Annotated in this window: 17 protein-coding genes and 1 pseudogene; all 18 read right to left on the reverse strand. The window is 47.5% G+C overall.

Annotated elements, in window-relative coordinates; translation table 11 throughout:
• Positions 1 to 3: 3 nt before the first annotated feature.
• The gene (glmU, locus tag C2M24_RS12170; protein WP_105201174.1) at positions 4 to 1,365 is read right to left on the reverse strand and encodes a bifunctional UDP-N-acetylglucosamine diphosphorylase/glucosamine-1-phosphate N-acetyltransferase GlmU; all 1,362 of its coding nucleotides are present in this window, start codon (positions 1,363 to 1,365) and stop codon (positions 4 to 6) included.
• A gap of 234 nt (positions 1,366 to 1,599) precedes the next feature.
• A complete protein-coding gene (locus C2M24_RS12175; protein WP_105201175.1) occupies positions 1,600 to 2,022 on the reverse strand; it encodes a F0F1 ATP synthase subunit epsilon in 423 nt (140 codons plus the stop codon).
• 13 nt (positions 2,023 to 2,035) lie between these two features.
• Positions 2,036 to 3,421 carry a F0F1 ATP synthase subunit beta gene (atpD, locus tag C2M24_RS12180; protein WP_105201176.1) on the reverse strand — a complete coding sequence of 462 codons (1,386 nt, stop codon included), beginning with the start codon at positions 3,419 to 3,421 and terminating at the stop codon, positions 2,036 to 2,038.
• A 33-nt stretch (positions 3,422 to 3,454) separates the two neighbouring features.
• Positions 3,455 to 4,315 carry a F0F1 ATP synthase subunit gamma gene (gene atpG, locus C2M24_RS12185; protein ID WP_105201177.1) on the reverse strand — a complete coding sequence of 287 codons (861 nt, stop codon included), beginning with the start codon at positions 4,313 to 4,315 and terminating at the stop codon, positions 3,455 to 3,457.
• A gap of 57 nt (positions 4,316 to 4,372) precedes the next feature.
• Positions 4,373 to 5,915 (reverse strand): annotated as a pseudogene (gene atpA, locus C2M24_RS12190) (F0F1 ATP synthase subunit alpha).
• A gap of 14 nt (positions 5,916 to 5,929) precedes the next feature.
• A complete protein-coding gene (gene atpH / locus C2M24_RS12195; protein WP_105201227.1) occupies positions 5,930 to 6,463 on the reverse strand; it encodes a F0F1 ATP synthase subunit delta in 534 nt (177 codons plus the stop codon).
• Positions 6,464 to 6,478: 15 nt separating this feature from the next.
• Entirely contained in the window at positions 6,479 to 6,949 is a 471-nt protein-coding gene (gene atpF, locus C2M24_RS12200) for a F0F1 ATP synthase subunit B (protein WP_105201179.1), read from the reverse strand.
• A 54-nt stretch (positions 6,950 to 7,003) separates the two neighbouring features.
• On the reverse strand, positions 7,004 to 7,237 hold the full coding sequence (gene atpE / locus C2M24_RS12205) for a F0F1 ATP synthase subunit C (protein WP_105201180.1): 234 nt from the start codon (positions 7,235 to 7,237) through the stop codon (positions 7,004 to 7,006).
• Between the two features lie 66 nt (positions 7,238 to 7,303).
• Entirely contained in the window at positions 7,304 to 8,134 is an 831-nt protein-coding gene (gene atpB, locus C2M24_RS12210) for a F0F1 ATP synthase subunit A (protein ID WP_105201181.1), read from the reverse strand.
• Between the two features lie 15 nt (positions 8,135 to 8,149).
• On the reverse strand, positions 8,150 to 8,530 hold the full coding sequence (locus tag C2M24_RS12215; protein WP_105201182.1) for an ATP synthase subunit I: 381 nt from the start codon (positions 8,528 to 8,530) through the stop codon (positions 8,150 to 8,152).
• 143 nt (positions 8,531 to 8,673) lie between these two features.
• Positions 8,674 to 9,582 carry a ParB/RepB/Spo0J family partition protein gene (locus C2M24_RS12220; protein ID WP_105201183.1) on the reverse strand — a complete coding sequence of 303 codons (909 nt, stop codon included), beginning with the start codon at positions 9,580 to 9,582 and terminating at the stop codon, positions 8,674 to 8,676.
• Between the two features lie 20 nt (positions 9,583 to 9,602).
• The gene (locus tag C2M24_RS12225; RefSeq protein WP_105215167.1) at positions 9,603 to 10,388 is read right to left on the reverse strand and encodes a ParA family protein; all 786 of its coding nucleotides are present in this window, start codon (positions 10,386 to 10,388) and stop codon (positions 9,603 to 9,605) included.
• 15 nt (positions 10,389 to 10,403) lie between these two features.
• A complete protein-coding gene (gene rsmG / locus C2M24_RS12230) occupies positions 10,404 to 11,024 on the reverse strand; it encodes a 16S rRNA (guanine(527)-N(7))-methyltransferase RsmG (protein WP_105201185.1) in 621 nt (206 codons plus the stop codon).
• Positions 11,025 to 11,036: 12 nt separating this feature from the next.
• Positions 11,037 to 12,926 (reverse strand): tRNA uridine-5-carboxymethylaminomethyl(34) synthesis enzyme MnmG, encoded by a 1,890-nt coding sequence (gene mnmG, locus C2M24_RS12235; RefSeq protein ID WP_105215169.1) that lies wholly within the window; start codon positions 12,924 to 12,926, stop codon positions 11,037 to 11,039.
• A 404-nt stretch (positions 12,927 to 13,330) separates the two neighbouring features.
• On the reverse strand, positions 13,331 to 13,777 hold the full coding sequence (mioC, locus tag C2M24_RS12240) for an FMN-binding protein MioC (protein ID WP_105201187.1): 447 nt from the start codon (positions 13,775 to 13,777) through the stop codon (positions 13,331 to 13,333).
• 471 nt (positions 13,778 to 14,248) lie between these two features.
• On the reverse strand, positions 14,249 to 15,613 hold the full coding sequence (gene mnmE / locus C2M24_RS12245) for a tRNA uridine-5-carboxymethylaminomethyl(34) synthesis GTPase MnmE (protein WP_105215171.1): 1,365 nt from the start codon (positions 15,611 to 15,613) through the stop codon (positions 14,249 to 14,251).
• 127 nt (positions 15,614 to 15,740) lie between these two features.
• The gene (yidC, locus tag C2M24_RS12250; RefSeq protein WP_105215173.1) at positions 15,741 to 17,369 is read right to left on the reverse strand and encodes a membrane protein insertase YidC; all 1,629 of its coding nucleotides are present in this window, start codon (positions 17,367 to 17,369) and stop codon (positions 15,741 to 15,743) included.
• 27 nt (positions 17,370 to 17,396) lie between these two features.
• A complete protein-coding gene (gene yidD, locus C2M24_RS12255; protein ID WP_105201191.1) occupies positions 17,397 to 17,648 on the reverse strand; it encodes a membrane protein insertion efficiency factor YidD in 252 nt (83 codons plus the stop codon).
• Positions 17,649 to 17,662 lie beyond the last annotated feature (14 nt).

Genomic DNA, 17,662 nt, shown 5'->3' on the forward strand with positions numbered 1-17,662 from the left:
CTTTTAGCTCTTCTTAACCGGGCGTTGCCAGCCATCCAGATTGCGCTGTTTTGCGCGAGCTACGGCCAACTGGTTATCACCCACCTTAGCGGTTACTACCGAGCCGGCACCCACGGTGGCGGTGTTGCCGATCTCAACCGGGGCCACCAGCGATGAGTTAGAACCGATAAAGGCGTTGTCGCCGATAATGGTTTGCGACTTGTTCACGCCATCATAGTTACAGGTAATGGTACCGGCGCCGATATTCACCTTCTCGCCGATTTGCGCATCGCCAAGGTAGGTCAAATGGTTTGCCTTTGAACCCTTGCCAAGTCGTGATTTCTTCATCTCCACAAAGTTACCTATGTGCGAGTCTTCCTCCATCACCGCACCCGGGCGCAGGCGTGCAAATGGGCCCAGGGTACATTTGGCGGCCACTGTGGCATCTTCAATCAGGGTATTGGCCTTGATCACCACACCATCACCAATTTTACAGTTTTTCAGCACACAGTTAGGGCCAATGATCACATCGTCGCCCAGCTCTACGTTGCCTTCGAAAATAACGTTTACGTCAATTTGTACGTCCTGGCCCGTGGTGACCGTGCCGCGCACATCGATACGGGCAGGATCGGCCAGGCTGGCGCCGTTAATCATCAGCTCTTCGGCTTGCCATGCTTGATACGCACGTTCTAACTGAGCGAGCTGTACGCGATTATTAGCACCTTCTACTTCCATCGGGTGCTCAGGCTGGCTTGAACTGATCTCTACGCCCTCAGCGTGCGCCATGGCGACGATATCCGTAAGATAGTACTCGCCTTGGGCATTGTTATTGGAAAGATTGCCTAACCACTTTTTCAACAGACCGCCGTTACAGGCCATAATACCTGTATTGATTTCTGTGATGGCCAGTTGTTCAGGGGTGGCGTCTTTTTGCTCAACGATACCAACCAGTTTGCCGTTTTCACGCAGCATGCGACCATAGCCGGTCGGGTTTTCAAGATCTACGGTTAATACGGCCAAACCACGTTCAGGTGTGGCTGCCAAGAGTTTTTCCAAGGTCGATTTCTTCGTAAGCGGCACATCACCATAAAGAATAAGCACGGTATCATTGTCCGCAATGTGCTCTTTGGCCACCGCGACTGCGTGGCCTGTACCAAGCTGCTCGGCCTGAAGAACCCAGTTCAACTCATTACCGGTCAATTGCTGTTGCAGCATCTCGCCGCCATGGCCATAAACCAGATTCGTGGCTTTAGCGCCAAGGGCTTTGGCATTATCGATAACGTGCTGCACCATAGGCTTACCGGCGATTGGGTGCAATACCTTGGGAAGCTTCGAGCGCATGCGAGTTCCCTTACCCGCGGCCAAAATAACTGTGGTCAAATTCATTCTAATATCCTTTTTTCGCATCCACTGTCACATGATTCAGTGTGGCGCTTTAAATCAGCACGTCCTGTGTCTGGATAGAGCAAAGCTCATACAAGCCTTCACCAACGCCAAAACTGTACCATTGTGTACAAATTGGCAATATTGTAACCGCTTCACTATGAACATTGAACGAACAGGCATAAAAAAACCCACGCTGTTAGCGTGGGTTTTTGCAAACCTTTTCGGTCGATAGCATTAGCTATTGCGCAATTGGCGGATAACACGAAGTTGCGCAAGCGCTTCTTCTAGTTGCACTGCCGCTTTTTGGTAATCCAATTCGCCGCTTTGTGCTTTATCCATTTGCTCTTGCGCTTCGCGTTGAGCTTGCTCTGCTGCTTGCTCGTCCAGCTCTTCAGCTCGAACGGCAATATCAGCCAGCACGGTTACGCTATGAGGTTGAACCTCAAGTGTACCGCCAGCAACATAGATGATTTCTTCACCACCTAGTTGCTTAACCAAACGCACCATACCAGGTTTCAGGGCAGTTAGTAGCGGCGCGTGACCTGGGTAAATACCCAATTCACCTTCACTACCTGTCACTTGAAGTGTCTCTACACGACCGGAAAACAAGTTTCCTTCTGCGCTAACTACATCAAGATGTACGGTCATAGCTGCCATACTCCCCTCCTAATTACATGCTTTTCGCTTTTTCTTGCGCTTCTTCGATTGAGCCAACCATGTAGAACGCTTGCTCTGGCATGTCGTCGAACTCACCGTTTAGAATGCCTTTAAAGCCAGCAATGGTGTCTTTTAGTGAAACGTATTTACCAGGTGAACCTGTGAATACCTCAGCAACGAAGAACGGCTGAGATAGGAAACGCTGGATTTTACGAGCACGTGATACCACTTGCTTATCTTCATCAGACAGCTCGTCCATACCTAGGATGGCGATGATGTCTTTCAGCTCTTTATAACGCTGGAGTACGGTTTGAACGCCACGAGCTGTGTCGTAGTGCTCTTGACCGATTACTAGCGGATCAAGCTGACGTGAAGTTGAATCAAGTGGGTCAACAGCAGGGTAGATACCTAGTGCTGCGATATCACGAGAAAGTACAACTGTCGCATCTAAGTGGGCGAAAGTAGTCGCCGGAGATGGGTCAGTCAAGTCATCCGCAGGTACGTATACCGCTTGGATTGAAGTGATTGAACCAGTCTTAGTAGACGCGATACGCTCCTGTAGTACACCCATCTCTTCTGCAAGAGTTGGCTGGTAACCTACCGCTGAAGGCATACGACCTAGTAGTGCTGATACCTCAGTACCGGCAAGCGTGTAACGGTAGATGTTATCTACGAAGAAAAGAACGTCACGACCTTCGTCACGGAACTTCTCTGCCATAGTTAGACCAGTCAAAGCAACACGTAGACGGTTACCCGGTGGCTCGTTCATCTGACCGTATACAAGCGATACTTTATCAAGTACGTTTGAATCGTTCATTTCGTGATAGAAGTCGTTACCCTCACGAGTACGCTCACCAACACCGGCGAATACAGAGTAACCGCTGTGCTCGATCGCGATGTTACGGATAAGTTCCATCATGTTTACGGTTTTACCTACACCAGCACCACCGAATAGACCTACTTTACCACCCTTAGCGAATGGACATACTAGGTCGATTACTTTGATACCAGTCTCAAGTAGTTCTACCGAGCTTGATTGATCTTCGTACGAAGGTGCTTCGCGGTGAATTGACATACGCTCTTCTTCGCCGATTGGGCCAGCTTCGTCAATTGCTTCACCTAGTACGTTCATGATACGACCAAGAGTAGCTTTACCTACTGGAACCTTGATCGCTTCACCTGTGTTTTCTACTGCTGTACCACGACGTAGACCGTCAGTAGTACCAAGTGCGATACCACGTACCACACCGCCACCTAGCTGCTGCTGAACTTCTAGTGTCAGACCTGCTAGGTCGCCGTCTGTAACTTTTAGTGCGTCATATACGGCAGGCACGCTGTCTTGTGGGAACTCGATGTCCACAACGGCGCCGATAATTTGGACGACCTTACCTAAACTCATGTCTATTCCTCTCGTTAATCTTTGCCCGAAGCATTAAACTGCTGCTGATCCGCCAACAATCTCACTGATTTCTTGTGTGATTGCGGCCTGACGAGCCTTGTTATAAACAAGCTGTAACTCATCCATCAGGTCGCCTGCGTTATCTGTTGCGGCTTTCATCGCAACCATACGGGCGGCCTGCTCAGAGGCAGCATTTTCAACCACACCTTGATATACCTGAGATTCTACAAAGCGAACCATTAGTGTTTCCAAAAGTGCTTTTGGATCTGGCTCGTAGATGTAGTCCCAGCGGTGTGCTAGTTCTTCGCTTTCTGTTTTCGGCAAAGGCAACAATTGATCGATTGTTGGTTCTTGCTTCATGGTGTTTACAAACTTGTTGTAAACAACAAACAAGCGGTCTAATTTGCCTTCGTTGTATGCATCAAGCATAACCTTTACAGGACCAATTACGTCCTGCACTGAAGGCGCATCGCCTAGACCTGATTTTTTGGCGAGCAATGAGCCACCAAAACGCTGGAAGAAACCGGCAGCCTTGCTACCTAGTACGGCGAAATCCGCAGATACGCCCTTTTCTTTCCACGCTTTGACTTCTAAAGCTACTTTCTTGAACTCGTTAGAGTTCAAGCCACCACATAAACCACGGTCGGTAGAGATGACGATATAACCAACGCGCTTGACCTCACGCTCTTCCAAATAGGCATGGCGATATTCGAGGCTAGCATTAGCAACATGACCGATCACTTTGCGTAAGTTTTCAGCGTATGGACGGCTTGAAGCCACACGGTCTTGCGCCTTCTTCATTTTAGAAGCGGCAACCATTTCCATAGCGCTAGTGATCTTCTGAGTATTCTTGATACTCCCGATCTTGCTTTTTATCTCTTTTCCGCTGGCCATGACTCTTTCTCCGAATCTGGGTGAGTTTTAAAATTAAAACTCACCGTTCATAACTAATTACCAAGTTTGCGTAGACTTGAACTTCTCTAGAAGTTCTTTCAGCTGCGCTTCGATCTCGGCGTTGTAGTTACCAGTTTCATTGATTTCAGCCATTAGCTCTGCGTATGTGCTGTTTGCATATGAGATAAGAGCTGCTTCGAAATCCATGATTTTCGCGATTTCGATGTCTTTCAGATAGCCCTTTTCAGCAGCAAATAGCGACAGAGACATTTCCGCAACAGACATAGGTGCGTACTGTTTCTGCTTCATTAGCTCTGTTACGCGCTCACCGTGCTCAAGCTGGGCACGAGTTGCATCGTCAAGGTCAGAAGCGAACTGAGAGAACGCCGCTAGTTCACGGTACTGAGCTAGCGCTAGACGGATACCACCACCTAGTTTCTTAACGATTTTAGTTTGCGCTGCACCACCTACACGAGATACCGAGATACCAGCGTTAACGGCCGGACGGATACCTGCGTTGAACAAGTCAGTTTCTAGGAAGATCTGACCGTCGGTGATTGAGATAACGTTTGTAGGTACGAACGCAGAAACGTCACCACCTTGAGTTTCAATGATAGGCAGAGCCGTCAGTGAACCTGTTTTACCTTTCACTTCACCATTGGTGAACTTCTCAACGTAATCAGCGTTTACACGTGATGCACGCTCTAGAAGACGTGAGTGAAGATAGAATACGTCACCTGGGTAAGCTTCACGGCCTGGTGGACGCTTAAGTAGTAGTGAGATCTGACGGTAAGCAACAGCTTGCTTAGAAAGATCATCATATACGATTAGTGCGTCTTCACCGCGGTCGCGGAAGTATTCACCCATAGTACAACCAGCGAATGGCGCTAGGAATTGTAGCGCTGCTGATTCAGAAGCAGATGCAACAACAACAATAGTGTTCTCAAGTGCACCGTGCTCTTCAAGTTTACGTACTACGTTAGCGATAGTAGATGCTTTTTGACCAACCGCTACGTACACACACTTAACGCCTGTGCCTTTTTGGTTGATGATAGCATCGATAGCTAGTGCAGTTTTACCAGTCTGACGGTCGCCGATTACAAGCTCACGCTGACCACGACCAACTGGAATCATCGCATCGATAGACTTATAACCAGTTTGTACTGGCTCATCTACTGATTGACGCTCGATTACGCCTGGTGCGATTTTTTCAACTGGTTCGAAACCGTCGTTATCTAGAGCACCTTTACCATCGATAGGAGCACCTAGTGTGTTAACAACACGACCAAGTAGACCACGACCAACAGGTACTTCAAGGATACGACCAGTAGATTGTACTTTTACGCCTTCTTTAAGGTCTGCGTATGGACCCATTACTACTGCACCTACTGAGTCGCGCTCAAGGGTTTAGTGCGATAGCATAACGGTTGCCAGGAAGCTCAATCATCTCACCTTGCATACAGTCAGCTAGACCGTGGATGCGGATGATACCGTCAGTAACAGATACGATAGTACCTTCGTTACGAGCTTCACTTACAACTTCGAACTGCTCAATACGTTTTTTGATCAGATCAGAAATTTCAGTGGAATTAAGTTGCATGCTCTTCTTCCCAATTACGATTGTAGTGTAGTGGCCAAACGGCTAAGTTTGCCGCTGATACTGCCATCGATTACGGTGTCGCCGGCTCTAATTACCAGACCACCAACAACCGAGTTATCAACACTACAATTCAGCTTAACTTTGCGTGCGAAACGTTTTTCAAGTGCCGCGACTAGTTTCTCTTGCTGCGCTGCAGCAAGGTCGGTTGCAGAAACGACGTCAACGTCGATTTCTTTGTCATAATCCGCTTTAAATTCAGCGAATAATTGTGCAACCGCCGGTAGGGCGACTAAACGTCCATTTTCGGCCATTACCTTTACCAGGTTCTGGCCATATTCGTTGAGTTGCTCTGCACAAATCTGAATGATAGTTTCAGCTTGTTTATCAGCAGAGGCGCTGCTCGACAGGAAACGAGCTACTTGTTCATTCTTGGCTACTTCACCAACGAAAAACAACATCTCGTTCCAGGCATCAACCGCGCCTTTATCAACGGCAAATTCAAAAGCCGCTTTAGCGTATGGGCGAGCGATAGTAGTCAGTTCAGACATGCTCATACCCTCCTATTAAAGCTCGGCAACAAGTTTTTCAACTATGTCGCTATGTGCGGCTTCATTGATTTCGCGCTCTAAGATCTTCTCGGCACCGATAACCGCTAGAGAAGCAACCTGCTTACGCAGTTCTTCTTTGGCACGGTTACGCTCGGCTTCGATTTCTGAATGACCTTGAGCAATGATTTTTTCACGCTCTTCGTGACCACGAGTTGTCTCTTCGTCAACGATTTGCGTCGCACGCTTTTTAGCTTGCTCGATGATATCAGCGGCTTCTGCTTTAGCTTCTTTAAGTTGCTCGGTTGCTTTTTTACGAGCAAGCTCAAGATCTTTTTCAGCTTTGTCAGAGGCAGCTAAACCATCTTCGATTTTCTTTTGGCGAGCCTCGATTGCACCGTTTAGTGGTGGCCACACGAACTTCATGCAGAACCATACAAAAACGATGAAAGCGATTAATTCACCAATTAGAGTGGCGTTTAAACTCACGTCCGCTCCTCCTTACAAGTCAATTTATGTTCGCGTTAAATGTCTTATCTAATATTAAGCAGCGAACAATAGGTATAGACCGATACCTACACCGATCATAGCGATCGCATCGATAAGACCAGCTACGATGAACATTTTAACTTGTAGTTGAGGTGCAAGCTCAGGCTGACGAGCAGCTGATTCTAGGAATTTACCACCTAGGTTACCGAAACCGATAGCAGTACCAAGGGCACCAAAACCGATAAGTAGGGCAACAGCGATATATTTAAGGCCTAGTACGATTTCCATTATTGTCTCCAATATTTTTGTAAATGATTAAAGTTAAAGTTAAAAAAATCTTTTTTGAGCCGGTTCTTAATGGTTGTCTTCAGACGCCATGCTCAGGTAAACAATTGTCAGCATCATGAAGATGAATGCTTGCAATACGATAACCAGGATGTGGAATACCGCCCATACAAAGTGCAGTGGTAATTGGAACAAGCCAATTGCTGCAATCAGGATGAAGATAAGTTCACCAGCATAAAGGTTACCGAATAGACGTAAGCCCAATGAAACCGGCTTAGCAATCAGAGTTACGAACTCTAGAATGAAGTTAACCGGAATAAATAGAGCTTGAACAACCATGTTTTTAGAACTGAATGGGTGAAGCGTTAGCTCCTTGATAAAGCCCATTAAGCCCTTAACACGAATCGAGTAGAAGATGATAAGTGCGAACACACCGATACCCAGCGCTAGCGTCAGGTTAAGGTCGGTTGTTGGTACCACCTTCATGTAAACATCGTGAGAACTCTCTACAGCACCTGACAATACGCCGATTTGACCCGCAAGTGCAGGAAGGAAATCAACTGGGATCAAGTCCATTAAGTTCATTAGGAATACCCAGACGAAAATCGTCAGAGCAAGAGGAGCGATTAGTCGACTTCTACCGTGAAAGGTGTCTCTCACGTTTTGATCAACGAATTCAACGACCATCTCGATAAAGCACTGAAATTTCCCAGGAACACCAAGCGATGCTTTGTTCGCAGCGCGCTTAAAGATCCATAAGAAAATCAGTCCAAGACCGATAGACCATGCGAGGGTATCTACATTCAGCTTCCAAAACCAACCATCGCCAATACTGACTTGACCGTTAGTTAAATGGTGCTGGATGTAACCCGTTAAGGTAAGTTCTTCACCTGCAGCCATGTTTTATCCCAAAAGTTAATGATTAAAAAAAATCGGCGCTAACCACTGTGCAAACGTCACTAATATAAAACCGAAGAAAAATGGCAACGCCACTACCGGATAAAGCTTAAATATTAGTGCGAACAAGAAAATCGTTAGCAAAAATTTTAATCCGTTGCCCCTTTTAAATGAGGCATACACTTGTTTTGCCTTGCTCGCGCCCACATAACGAAACGCATAGATGGCAAATAAAAAGTTAGGAAGTACCGCCACCAGTCCACCAGCCAATGCTGAAACCGCGGCATCTACTTCCCAACCTACTAAAACTATTACTGCAGCTATGATTGCTACGACACCCTGAAGAAGAACGCCTTTTAATGCGGCTCGGCGATATGGGCCAGATAACCTTTGCGTCACTTTCCATTAACCTTAATTACGTTAAGTTTCATTAGGGTGCTAAAACTGGCGAAATTATACTGATTTCTGGCCAATTTGCAACTTGAGCAAGATGAAATTGTGTCAATTTCACCCCCGTGATCACGGGGGCGAGAAGGGGATTATTAAACCTGATTTCGCTGCGGGTCGATACGCTCTAAAATGCCTTCAAGCTCGTCTAAATTAGTGTAAGAAATCACCAACTTACCCTTACCTTTCTGGTTGTAGTTAATTTCAACCTTGGCACCGAGATTATCTTGGAGTTTTTGCTCTAACTGTTTGACGTCTGGGTCTTTTTCTTTTTTAACCGGCTTTTCTGTGGGTTCCAGCAGAGAACGCACCAGTTTTTCCGTTTCGCGCACGGTTAAAGCCTTGGCTACGGCGCTGCGGGCGGCCTCAGATTGCGCTTCACCACTGAGCGCCAACAGGCAACGGGCATGACCCATTTCGATATCGCCATGCTCTAACATGATTTTTACATCATCGTTGAGGTTGTTCAGACGCAGCAGGTTGGTCACCGTGGTACGGGATTTACCCACCGCATCGGCAACCTGTTGATGCGTCAGTGAAAACTCTTCAATTAAACGCTCCAAAGCAATGGCTTCTTCCATGGCATTGAGGTCTTCACGTTGAATGTTTTCAATCAGGGCAATGGCTACAGCGGCTTCGTCGGCAACATCCTTGATTAAACAAGGGACCATGTCGAGCTTAGCCAGTTGTGCAGCACGCCAGCGACGCTCACCGGCAATGATTTCGTACTGCTGTTCGCCTAGTTGGCGCACCACGATTGGTTGAATAATACCTTGGGCACGAATCGAGCTGGCCAGCTCTTCAAGAGCGTCTTCGGCCATATCCTTGCGCGGCTGATACTTGCCGGGACGTAAAAACTCGATCGCCAGCTTTTGCAATTCGCCTTTAACGGCTTGCTCGCTCGGCCCCTCGTTGGCGCTTTGCTCTGAGCCAGGTGCAACGGGTTTTGACGACGTGAGCAGGGCGTCCAGGCCCCTTCCTAATCCACGTTTTTTAGCAGACATTGATTCGCTTACCTCTAGATTTAGGCGACTGCAGATGTTTGTTTTTCTTTGCGGCGCAGCATTTCACCGGCTAAGGCAAGATACGCCTTGGCTCCCGCAGAAGCTCTGTCGTAATACATGGCCGGGGCACCAAAGCTGGGCGCTTCGGCAAGGCGAACATTGCGCGGAACAACGGTCCGATAAACCTTATCGCCAAAATGCTGTTTCAGCTGTTCGGAAACATCGTTGGCAAGGCGGTTGCGCGGATCGTACATGGTTCGCAAAATGCCTTCAATCTGTAATTTGGGGTTAACCAGTTGCGCTAACTGCTCTATGGTGCCCATCAAGGCGGTGATCCCTTCCAAGGCATAATATTCACACTGCATGGGCACCAGCACAGAATCGGCGGCGGCCATGGCGTTGACGGTCAACATGTTCAGCGACGGTGGACAGTCGATAAAAATATACTCGTAGTCGGCCAGGATCTTTTCCAGGGCATTGCGCAAGCGCACTTCGCGGGCGAACAATTCCATCAGTTTGACTTCCGCCGCGGTGACATCGCCGTTAGCGGCGATCAGATGATACTCGCCTGAAGTTTGCGTGATCACTACCTCTTCGAAGGGTTTGTCTTCGATCAGCAGATCATAGACGGTAGCAACGTCATCGTATTTATCAACGCCGCTGCCCATGGTGGCATTGCCTTGAGGATCGAGATCGATCAGCAACACCTTGCGTTTGGTCGCAGCCATTGAGGCCGCCAAATTTACGGCCGTGGTGGTTTTACCCACACCACCTTTTTGGTTTGCAATAGCAATGACTTTAGCCACGTTGATCCTCGCCAATTAATCTTTTTTTAGAATTATAAGATGGCGCTCGCCCTCTAATTCAGGAACCCTAAGCTCAATGTTTTGTTCAAAAGAGAAGCCGTCGGGAAGGTGTGCCAATTCCTGCTCAGGGTACTGACCTTTAAGCGCGATAAAGCGTCCGTCCTGATCTATTAAATGCGCGCACCAATGCAGCATATCATCAATAGAGGCAAAGGCGCGAGATAGCACTCCATCTAATTTAACACTTGGCTGATATTCTTCAACTCGACTCTGCACCGGGGTAACATTTTTTAGCCCAAGCTCATGTTTTACCTGCTTTAAGAAGGTAACGCGCTTACCAAGACTGTCAAGTAAGACAAACTCGGTGTCGGGCAGGGCGATGGCCAATACCATGCCGGGCAGACCTGGGCCGGTGCCCACATCGATGTAGTGTTGACCTTTCAGATGCTCGGCCACAACCAGGCTATCCATGATGTGCTTGATCAGCATGTCTTTAGGATCGCGAATTGAGGTGAGGTTGTAGGCTTTGTTCCACTTGTCCAGCAAAGCAACATAGGCAAGTAATTGCTGGATTTGTTGCTCACTAAGAGAAATGCTGGCCTTAGCCAGCAATTGTTTAAATTTGTTTTCTAACACGCTTGCCCTTGGTTACGCCGATTTGCGTAACATTCCTTGCTTCTTGAGATAGACCAATAATAACGAAATCGCCGCTGGAGTAATACCAGAAATACGCGATGCCTGGCCGATAGTGTCTGGGCGAGCGTCGGTCAGTTTGGCGACTACTTCGTTCGACAGGCCGGAAACCTGGCTGTAATCGAAGTCTTTTGGCAACAAGGTTTGCTCATGGCGCAGCTGCTTGGCTATCTCATCCTGCTGACGGGCGATATAACCGGCGTACTTGGTTTGAATCGCCACCTGCTCAAGAGCAGCTTCGTTGTTTGACGGTGACTCAAGACCGGTAATGGCATAAAGCGCCTTGTGATCAATTTCTGGGCGACGGATCAGCTCTTCCAAACTTGCTTCACGGGTTAAAGGCGCTTTCAGCAGGGCATTAACAGAATCCAACGCCGGGTGATCTTTGTGGATCCAGGTTGAACGAATACGCTGAGTTTCCTGCTCCATCACTTCCAGCTTGTCATTAAACGCCGCCCAGCGCTCATCGCAGATCAGGCCAAGTTCACGGCCCTTGGCGGTAAGACGCAAATCGGCATTGTCTTCACGCAGCAACAAGCGGTATTCGGCACGCGAGGTGAACATGCGATACGGTTCTTTGGTACCTAAGGTGGCAAGATCGTCGATCAACACGCCTGTGTAAGCCTCGTCACGACGCGGTGTCCAGGCATCTTTGCCTTGCACTTGCAATGCCGCATTCATACCGGCGATCAAACCTTGAGCACCGGCTTCTTCATAGCCCGTAGTACCGTTGATCTGACCTGCAAAGAACAAGCCATTGATAAACTTGGTCTCCAGTGATGGTTTTAGATCACGTGGGTCGAAGAAATCATACTCGATGGCATAACCAGGACGACAAATATGGGCATTTTCAAAACCGGTAATGCTGCGCACTATGTCCATTTGCACATCGAACGGCAGGCTGGTTGAAATACCGTTAGGGTAGAGCTCATAGGAGGTTAGACCCTCAGGCTCAACGAAGATCTGGTGTTTGTCTTTATCGGCAAAACGAACGATCTTATCTTCAATCGAAGGACAGTAACGTGGACCTATGCCCTCGATCACCCCGGAATACATGGGCGAACGGTGCAGGTTGTTATTGATGATCTCGTGCGTTTTCTCATTGGTATAGGTGATATAACAAGGGATCTGTTGCGGGTGATCACTGGCCTTGCCCATAAATGAGAAAACCGGAGTTGGGGTATCACCAGGCTGAGTTTGCATCTTGCTGAAATCAACCGTGCGCGCATCAATACGCGGAGGTGTGCCTGTTTTCAGGCGATCAACGCGAAACGGTAATTCACGTAATCGACGAGCTAAGGCGATCGACGGTGGATCACCAGCGCGGCCACCTTGGAAATTCTCTAAACCGATATGGATCTGCCCACCGAGGAAGGTACCTACAGTCAATACCACACTTTGGGCGCTGAATTTCAGACCCATCTGGGTTACAACACCAGTTACCTTATCGCCTTCAACGATAAGATCATCACAGGATTGTTGGAAGATCTTGAGGTTTTCCTGCCCCTGTAAAATGGCTTGGATTTCGGCTTTGTAAAGAGCGCGATCCGCTTGTGCTCGGGTTGCACGTACTGCTGGGCCTTTCGATGAATTCAGGGTTCTGAATTGGATCCCACCCTTATCTATGGCTTTCGCCATGGCGCCGCCTAGGGCATCGATCTCTTTAACTAAATGACCCTTACCTATGCCACCGATCGCAGGGTTACAAGACATTTGGCCAAGGGTGTCCATGTTATGTGTCAACAGCAGGGTATTCATACCCATACGTGCCGCAGCTAACGCTGCTTCGGTGCCAGCATGACCGCCGCCTACAACAATGACATCAAAGTGTTCATGGAAAATCATTTAACGTTTCCTACAACCGGAGAAAGAGAAAAGGGTGCGTATTCTACCTAGAAAATGGGGGAAGGGAAATGGTTAAATAGTGTTCAAGATCTCAAAGTGGATCATATATAAAATAAAGGATCTTTAAAGAGATCTTTTATTGATCTTACTATTAGTAACGTCAAGATCTGTTGATAACCATAAAAAACTATATCAATTCAACTGATTAAGCGATCCAGTAGTTGTAGATATGATCGGATCTAAGGGTAAATAAGCTCTGATCAAACAGCTGTTTTATACACAGGGCAATTCGCGATAGATCTTATCAAGTGCATAATCACCCCTTGGATCTCATGATACTAAGCCTTTATCCACATTCGGATCTAACTTTTCGATATTTTGTGAATAAGTCTTGGGTAAGATCCTTATACACTTTTCCATGCCTGCAGCAAATTGGGCAGCCATTGCTCGGCAGTATCTTCTGGTAGATCCTCACCCAACACATCTATCTCTAATTGCGGCAATAACAAGGTCGCGCCCTTAGTTTGTAATAAGGAAATGATATTTTTAGCGGCAAAATTAAAGGTGTCATAGCTGGAATCGCCGACGCCGATCACCGCAAAATGAACCTGTGTCAGCTGTTCATTTGCGTCTAACTGTTCGATAAATGCCAGTAAATTATCGGGATAGTCGCCTGCGCCATGAGTTGAGGTGCAGATCAGCCAGGGTTTATCCCTATCTATATGTTGTAGATCCGGTTGCTCGTGCAACTGACTTTCTATGCCTTGATCCGCCAAGAGTTGGCTTAGGTGTTCGGCCACATATTCGGTGCCGCCCATTTGGCTGCCTATGATAATTTCCAGCTGTTTCATGTCGTCAAACTAGTCGTTTAAGTGGCTCGTATGATACCTGATCTCCAACGCCACTCAATGGATCTATTTAGCAGTGCATAAATAATAATATTAAATAATGTGGAACATTTTTTTATCATTATGAAAAATATAGTTTTTTCATAAATCTAAGCTGTTGATAAAAAGTCGATAAGCTTAGGTTAAATAGCTGTTCCCGGTCATCAAAAAGGGATTAAATAGGGCTATTGGCTTATTTCTTAGGGGTGTGAATTATTTGCTTGTGGATAATGATCGTTTTGTGCAAATAGATACTTTATTTTAGATCTATATATTTATTTTTTAGATCTAAAACTTCTATTAAACCCAGGGAGGGGGTGGTTTTTAGCTGGATAAATCTACACAAAGGAAGATCTGATCCCTAATTTCGTTCGATATTTTGCTGTAGACATAAAAAAACCCGCTTAATTGCGGGCTTTTTTGCTCTGTGGAGGCTTATTTGCCGATACAGAATGAGCTGAAGATCTTGCCGAGCAGATCATCTGAGGTGAATTCACCGGTGATCTCGTTAAGATACTGCTGCGCTAAGCGCAGTTCTTCGGCAAGAATTTCGCCGGCTATATGGGCTTCAAGCTGCTCCTGGCCAGTTTGCAGATGACTTAAAGCACGTTCTAAGGCATCTAAATGGCGACGGCGGGCCATAAAGCTGCCTTCTTGCGTGCCTTCAAAGCCGACACAGGCTTTTAGGTGCTCGCGTACTAGGTCAATCCCCAGGCCTTCTTTGGCGCTGATCCTTAGCACTGGATGGCTATGGCTGTCATCAAATCCCAGCTCCTCACCGCTTAGGTCGACTTTATTACGGATCACGGTAATGCCCATATTTTCCGGAAGCTTGGCAACAAACTCTGGCCAAATTTGCTCTGGCGTATTGGCTTGGGTGTCCTGGGCGTCAACCATAAAGAGTACACGATCGGCCTGGTTTATTTCTTCCCAGGCGCGCTCTATACCGATCTGTTCCACTTTATCAGGGCTTTCCCTCAGTCCGGCGGTATCGATTATATGCAGGGGCATACCATCGATATGAATGTGTTCTTTAAGCACGTCTCGGGTGGTACCGGCGATATCGGTAACTATGGCGGCTTCACGGCCGGCCAGGGCATTAAGCAGGCTGGATTTACCGGCGTTAGGACGGCCGGCAATGACCACCCGCATGCCATCGCGGATAATGCTGCCTTGTTTGGCCTGGGCCCGCACCTGCTCGACCTGATCCAGTATTTGCTGCAGATCGCCGGCAACCTTGCCGTCGCTGAGGAAATCAATTTCTTCATCGGGAAAGTCGATGGCCGCTTCAACATACATGCGCAGGTGAATAACCTGTTCCACCAGCTGAGTGATGTGATTGGAGAATTCACCTTGTAGCGAGTGCAGGGCGCTTTTCGCCGCTTGCTCTGAGGTGGCATTGATTAAATCGGCAATGGCTTCCGCCTGGGTTAAATCAAGCTTATCGTTTAAAAATGCACGCTCGGAGAATTCTCCCGGCTTTGCCAGACGTACGCCGTCGATGTCGGCGATTTCACGTAGCAGCATGTCGAGAATAATAGGGCCGCCATGGCCTTGTAACTCAAGTACATCTTCGCCGGTAAAGGAATTAGGGCCTTGAAAGAATAGGGCGATACCCTGATCCAGCTGTTGCTTATTCAGGTCGTGAAAGGGTACATATTCGGCGTAACGGGTCTTGGGGCAGTGGCCGATGATCTGCTCGGCAACGTCCTTTGCTAGTGCACCTGAGATGCGAATAATACCCACGCCACCGCGTCCGGGGGCCGTGGCTTGGGCAACGATAGTGTCTTGAGAATACATAGAATAACTCGATAAAGCGGGAATGTGTGTATTGTAACCTAATGTGGCCGAAAACAAGAAGAAGCTGAGATTCAGGCAATAAAAAAGCGGCCATAAGCCGCTTTTCTAATCTTGGTTAAGGCTCAATCTAGCCTCGCACCTTCAAGCCCTTTTTCTCCATACCGCGGTAGATGATCAGCATCTGGGCGATAGAGATAAGGTTTGAAACCAACCAGTAAAGTACCAGACCCGATGGGAACCAAAGGAAGAATACCGAGAAGAATACCGGCATCCAGGTCATCATCTTCTGCTGCATAGGATCTGTCACCGTCATCGGCTGTAGCTTTTGCATCAGGAACATACTGGCACCGAATAGTACTGGTAGTACGTAGAAGGGGTCTTTCGACGATAAGTCTGTTAACCACAGGCCAAATTCAGCATGACGTAGCTCAGGTGATTCCAGGAATACGTAGAATAGGGCTAGGAAGATAGGCATTTGTAGCAACAGCGGGAAACAGCCACCCATAGGGTTTACTTTTTCCTTGCGGTACATTTCCATCATGGCCTGACCGAATTTCTGACGGTCATCACCATAGCGCTCTTTTAGTGCCTGCATCTTAGGTTGTAGGGCACGCATCTTCGCCATAGAAGTGTATTGTGCTTTAGTAAGTGGATACAGAGCGGTTTTCATCAGCACTGTGATAGCAATAATAGCCAGACCCCAGTTGCCCAGGAAGCTGTGTAAAAACTTCAGCAGTGATAGCAGTGGTTGTGAGATAAACCATAACCAGCCATAGTCCACGGCCAAATCCAGGTTCGAGTGCAACGCTTCCAAAGCATCCGTGTCTTTCGGGCCCATATAATAGGTAGATGCGAAAGTAGCAGAGCTGGCCGGAGCAATATTCACTGGCTCAGATTTAATACCAATTTGCGCTACCTTGGCAGTCGGCAGGCGCATATATACTGTGTTCGTTTGATCTTGAGCTGGTACCCAGGCACTTACGAAATAGTGCTGTAGGAAGGCCACGTAACCACCCTGAGTCGACTCTTTCAATTCTTTGTCTTGAATATCGTCGAACGAGTACTTTTCGTAGTTAACTTCGTCGGTACCGTAAGCACCACCTAGGTAGCTTTGATCAATCAAGCTGCCCTTGTCCTGGACGGTACGCTTAACCTGAGTGTAAAGCTGTACCTGAACCGCGTTCGCCGTGTTGTTTTGGATGTCATAATCCAAGGTTACGTCGTAACGGTTTTTATGGAAGGTGTAGGTCTTGGTGTAGCTTACGCCCTGGGCATCAACAAAGGTAAGGGGTACCGCTAGGGTATCGCCTTCAAGGGTATAGCTTTGTTGTGCGCTTTGATAAACCGGGCGACCTTCTTTGCGAGCGTCGGGACCATTTAAGCCAATTAAACCGCTTTGGGCGAAATATTCATTGCCTTCAAACTGGCCTAACAACAGGTAAGGTTCGTCGCTGCCATGAGTTTCCGCATGCTGAAGCAGTTTGGCTTCGATGATGTCGCCGCCAAGGGTGTCAATTTTCACCGCAAACACATCTGTGGTTACGGTAATAACTTGTTGGCTTGCCGATGTTGAGACTAGCGGCTCGGCAATATCCGAGTTGGGAACGTCACTTTGCCCGGCGTTGGTTTGGGCATTGCTTTGGGTTTGAGCACTTGGATTGTTGGCCGGTTGGTTATAATCACTATTCCATTCTTGGAATAATAAAAATGACACCAACAACAGGCCGATAAATAAAAACGTGCGTTGCGATTCCATAACAGCTCTTATTTCTCGTTGTTAAGATTAATGGTGGTTACGTTTGCCAGGAACGGGATCATCCCCTCCGGCGTGTAAAGGATGGCATTTTACTATTCGTTTTACTGCCAACCAACTGCCTTTTATCGCCCCATGCAGTTTTATTGCCTGCAAGGCGTATGAAGAACAGCTGGGATTAAAGCGACAGTTCGGCCCAAGCATTGGGCTGATCCACTTTTGATAGACCTTAATTACAGTAATGAGGGTATTTTTAGGTATTGCTAATATAAAAGCTAACATAAAGGCCCGCAGCA

The organism is Pseudoalteromonas sp. T1lg22 (assembly GCF_002964645.1).
In the GTDB taxonomy this organism is placed as follows: Bacteria; Pseudomonadota; Gammaproteobacteria; order Enterobacterales; family Alteromonadaceae; genus Pseudoalteromonas.

What these genes read in the sequence shown, in the direction of transcription:
- yidD (WP_105201191.1), bottom strand. Translation starts at nt 17,648, where the DNA reads ATGTTAGCTTTTATATTAGCAATACCTAAAAATACCCTCATTACTGTA.
- atpB (WP_105201181.1), bottom strand. Translation starts at nt 8,134, where the DNA reads ATGGCTGCAGGTGAAGAACTTACCTTAACGGGTTACATCCAGCACCAT.
- yidC (WP_105215173.1), bottom strand. Translation starts at nt 17,369, where the DNA reads ATGGAATCGCAACGCACGTTTTTATTTATCGGCCTGTTGTTGGTGTCA.
- C2M24_RS12220 (WP_105201183.1), bottom strand. Translation starts at nt 9,582, where the DNA reads ATGTCTGCTAAAAAACGTGGATTAGGAAGGGGCCTGGACGCCCTGCTC.
- mnmG (WP_105215169.1), bottom strand. Translation starts at nt 12,926, where the DNA reads ATGATTTTCCATGAACACTTTGATGTCATTGTTGTAGGCGGCGGTCAT.
- atpH (WP_105201227.1), bottom strand. Translation starts at nt 6,463, where the DNA reads ATGTCTGAACTGACTACTATCGCTCGCCCATACGCTAAAGCGGCTTTT.
- mnmE (WP_105215171.1), bottom strand. Translation starts at nt 15,613, where the DNA reads ATGTATTCTCAAGACACTATCGTTGCCCAAGCCACGGCCCCCGGACGC.
- C2M24_RS12175 (WP_105201175.1), bottom strand. Translation starts at nt 2,022, where the DNA reads ATGGCAGCTATGACCGTACATCTTGATGTAGTTAGCGCAGAAGGAAAC.
- glmU (WP_105201174.1), bottom strand. Translation starts at nt 1,365, where the DNA reads ATGAATTTGACCACAGTTATTTTGGCCGCGGGTAAGGGAACTCGCATG.
- atpG (WP_105201177.1), bottom strand. Translation starts at nt 4,315, where the DNA reads ATGGCCAGCGGAAAAGAGATAAAAAGCAAGATCGGGAGTATCAAGAAT.
- mioC (WP_105201187.1), bottom strand. Translation starts at nt 13,777, where the DNA reads ATGAAACAGCTGGAAATTATCATAGGCAGCCAAATGGGCGGCACCGAA.
- atpE (WP_105201180.1), bottom strand. Translation starts at nt 7,237, where the DNA reads ATGGAAATCGTACTAGGCCTTAAATATATCGCTGTTGCCCTACTTATC.
- atpD (WP_105201176.1), bottom strand. Translation starts at nt 3,421, where the DNA reads ATGAGTTTAGGTAAGGTCGTCCAAATTATCGGCGCCGTTGTGGACATC.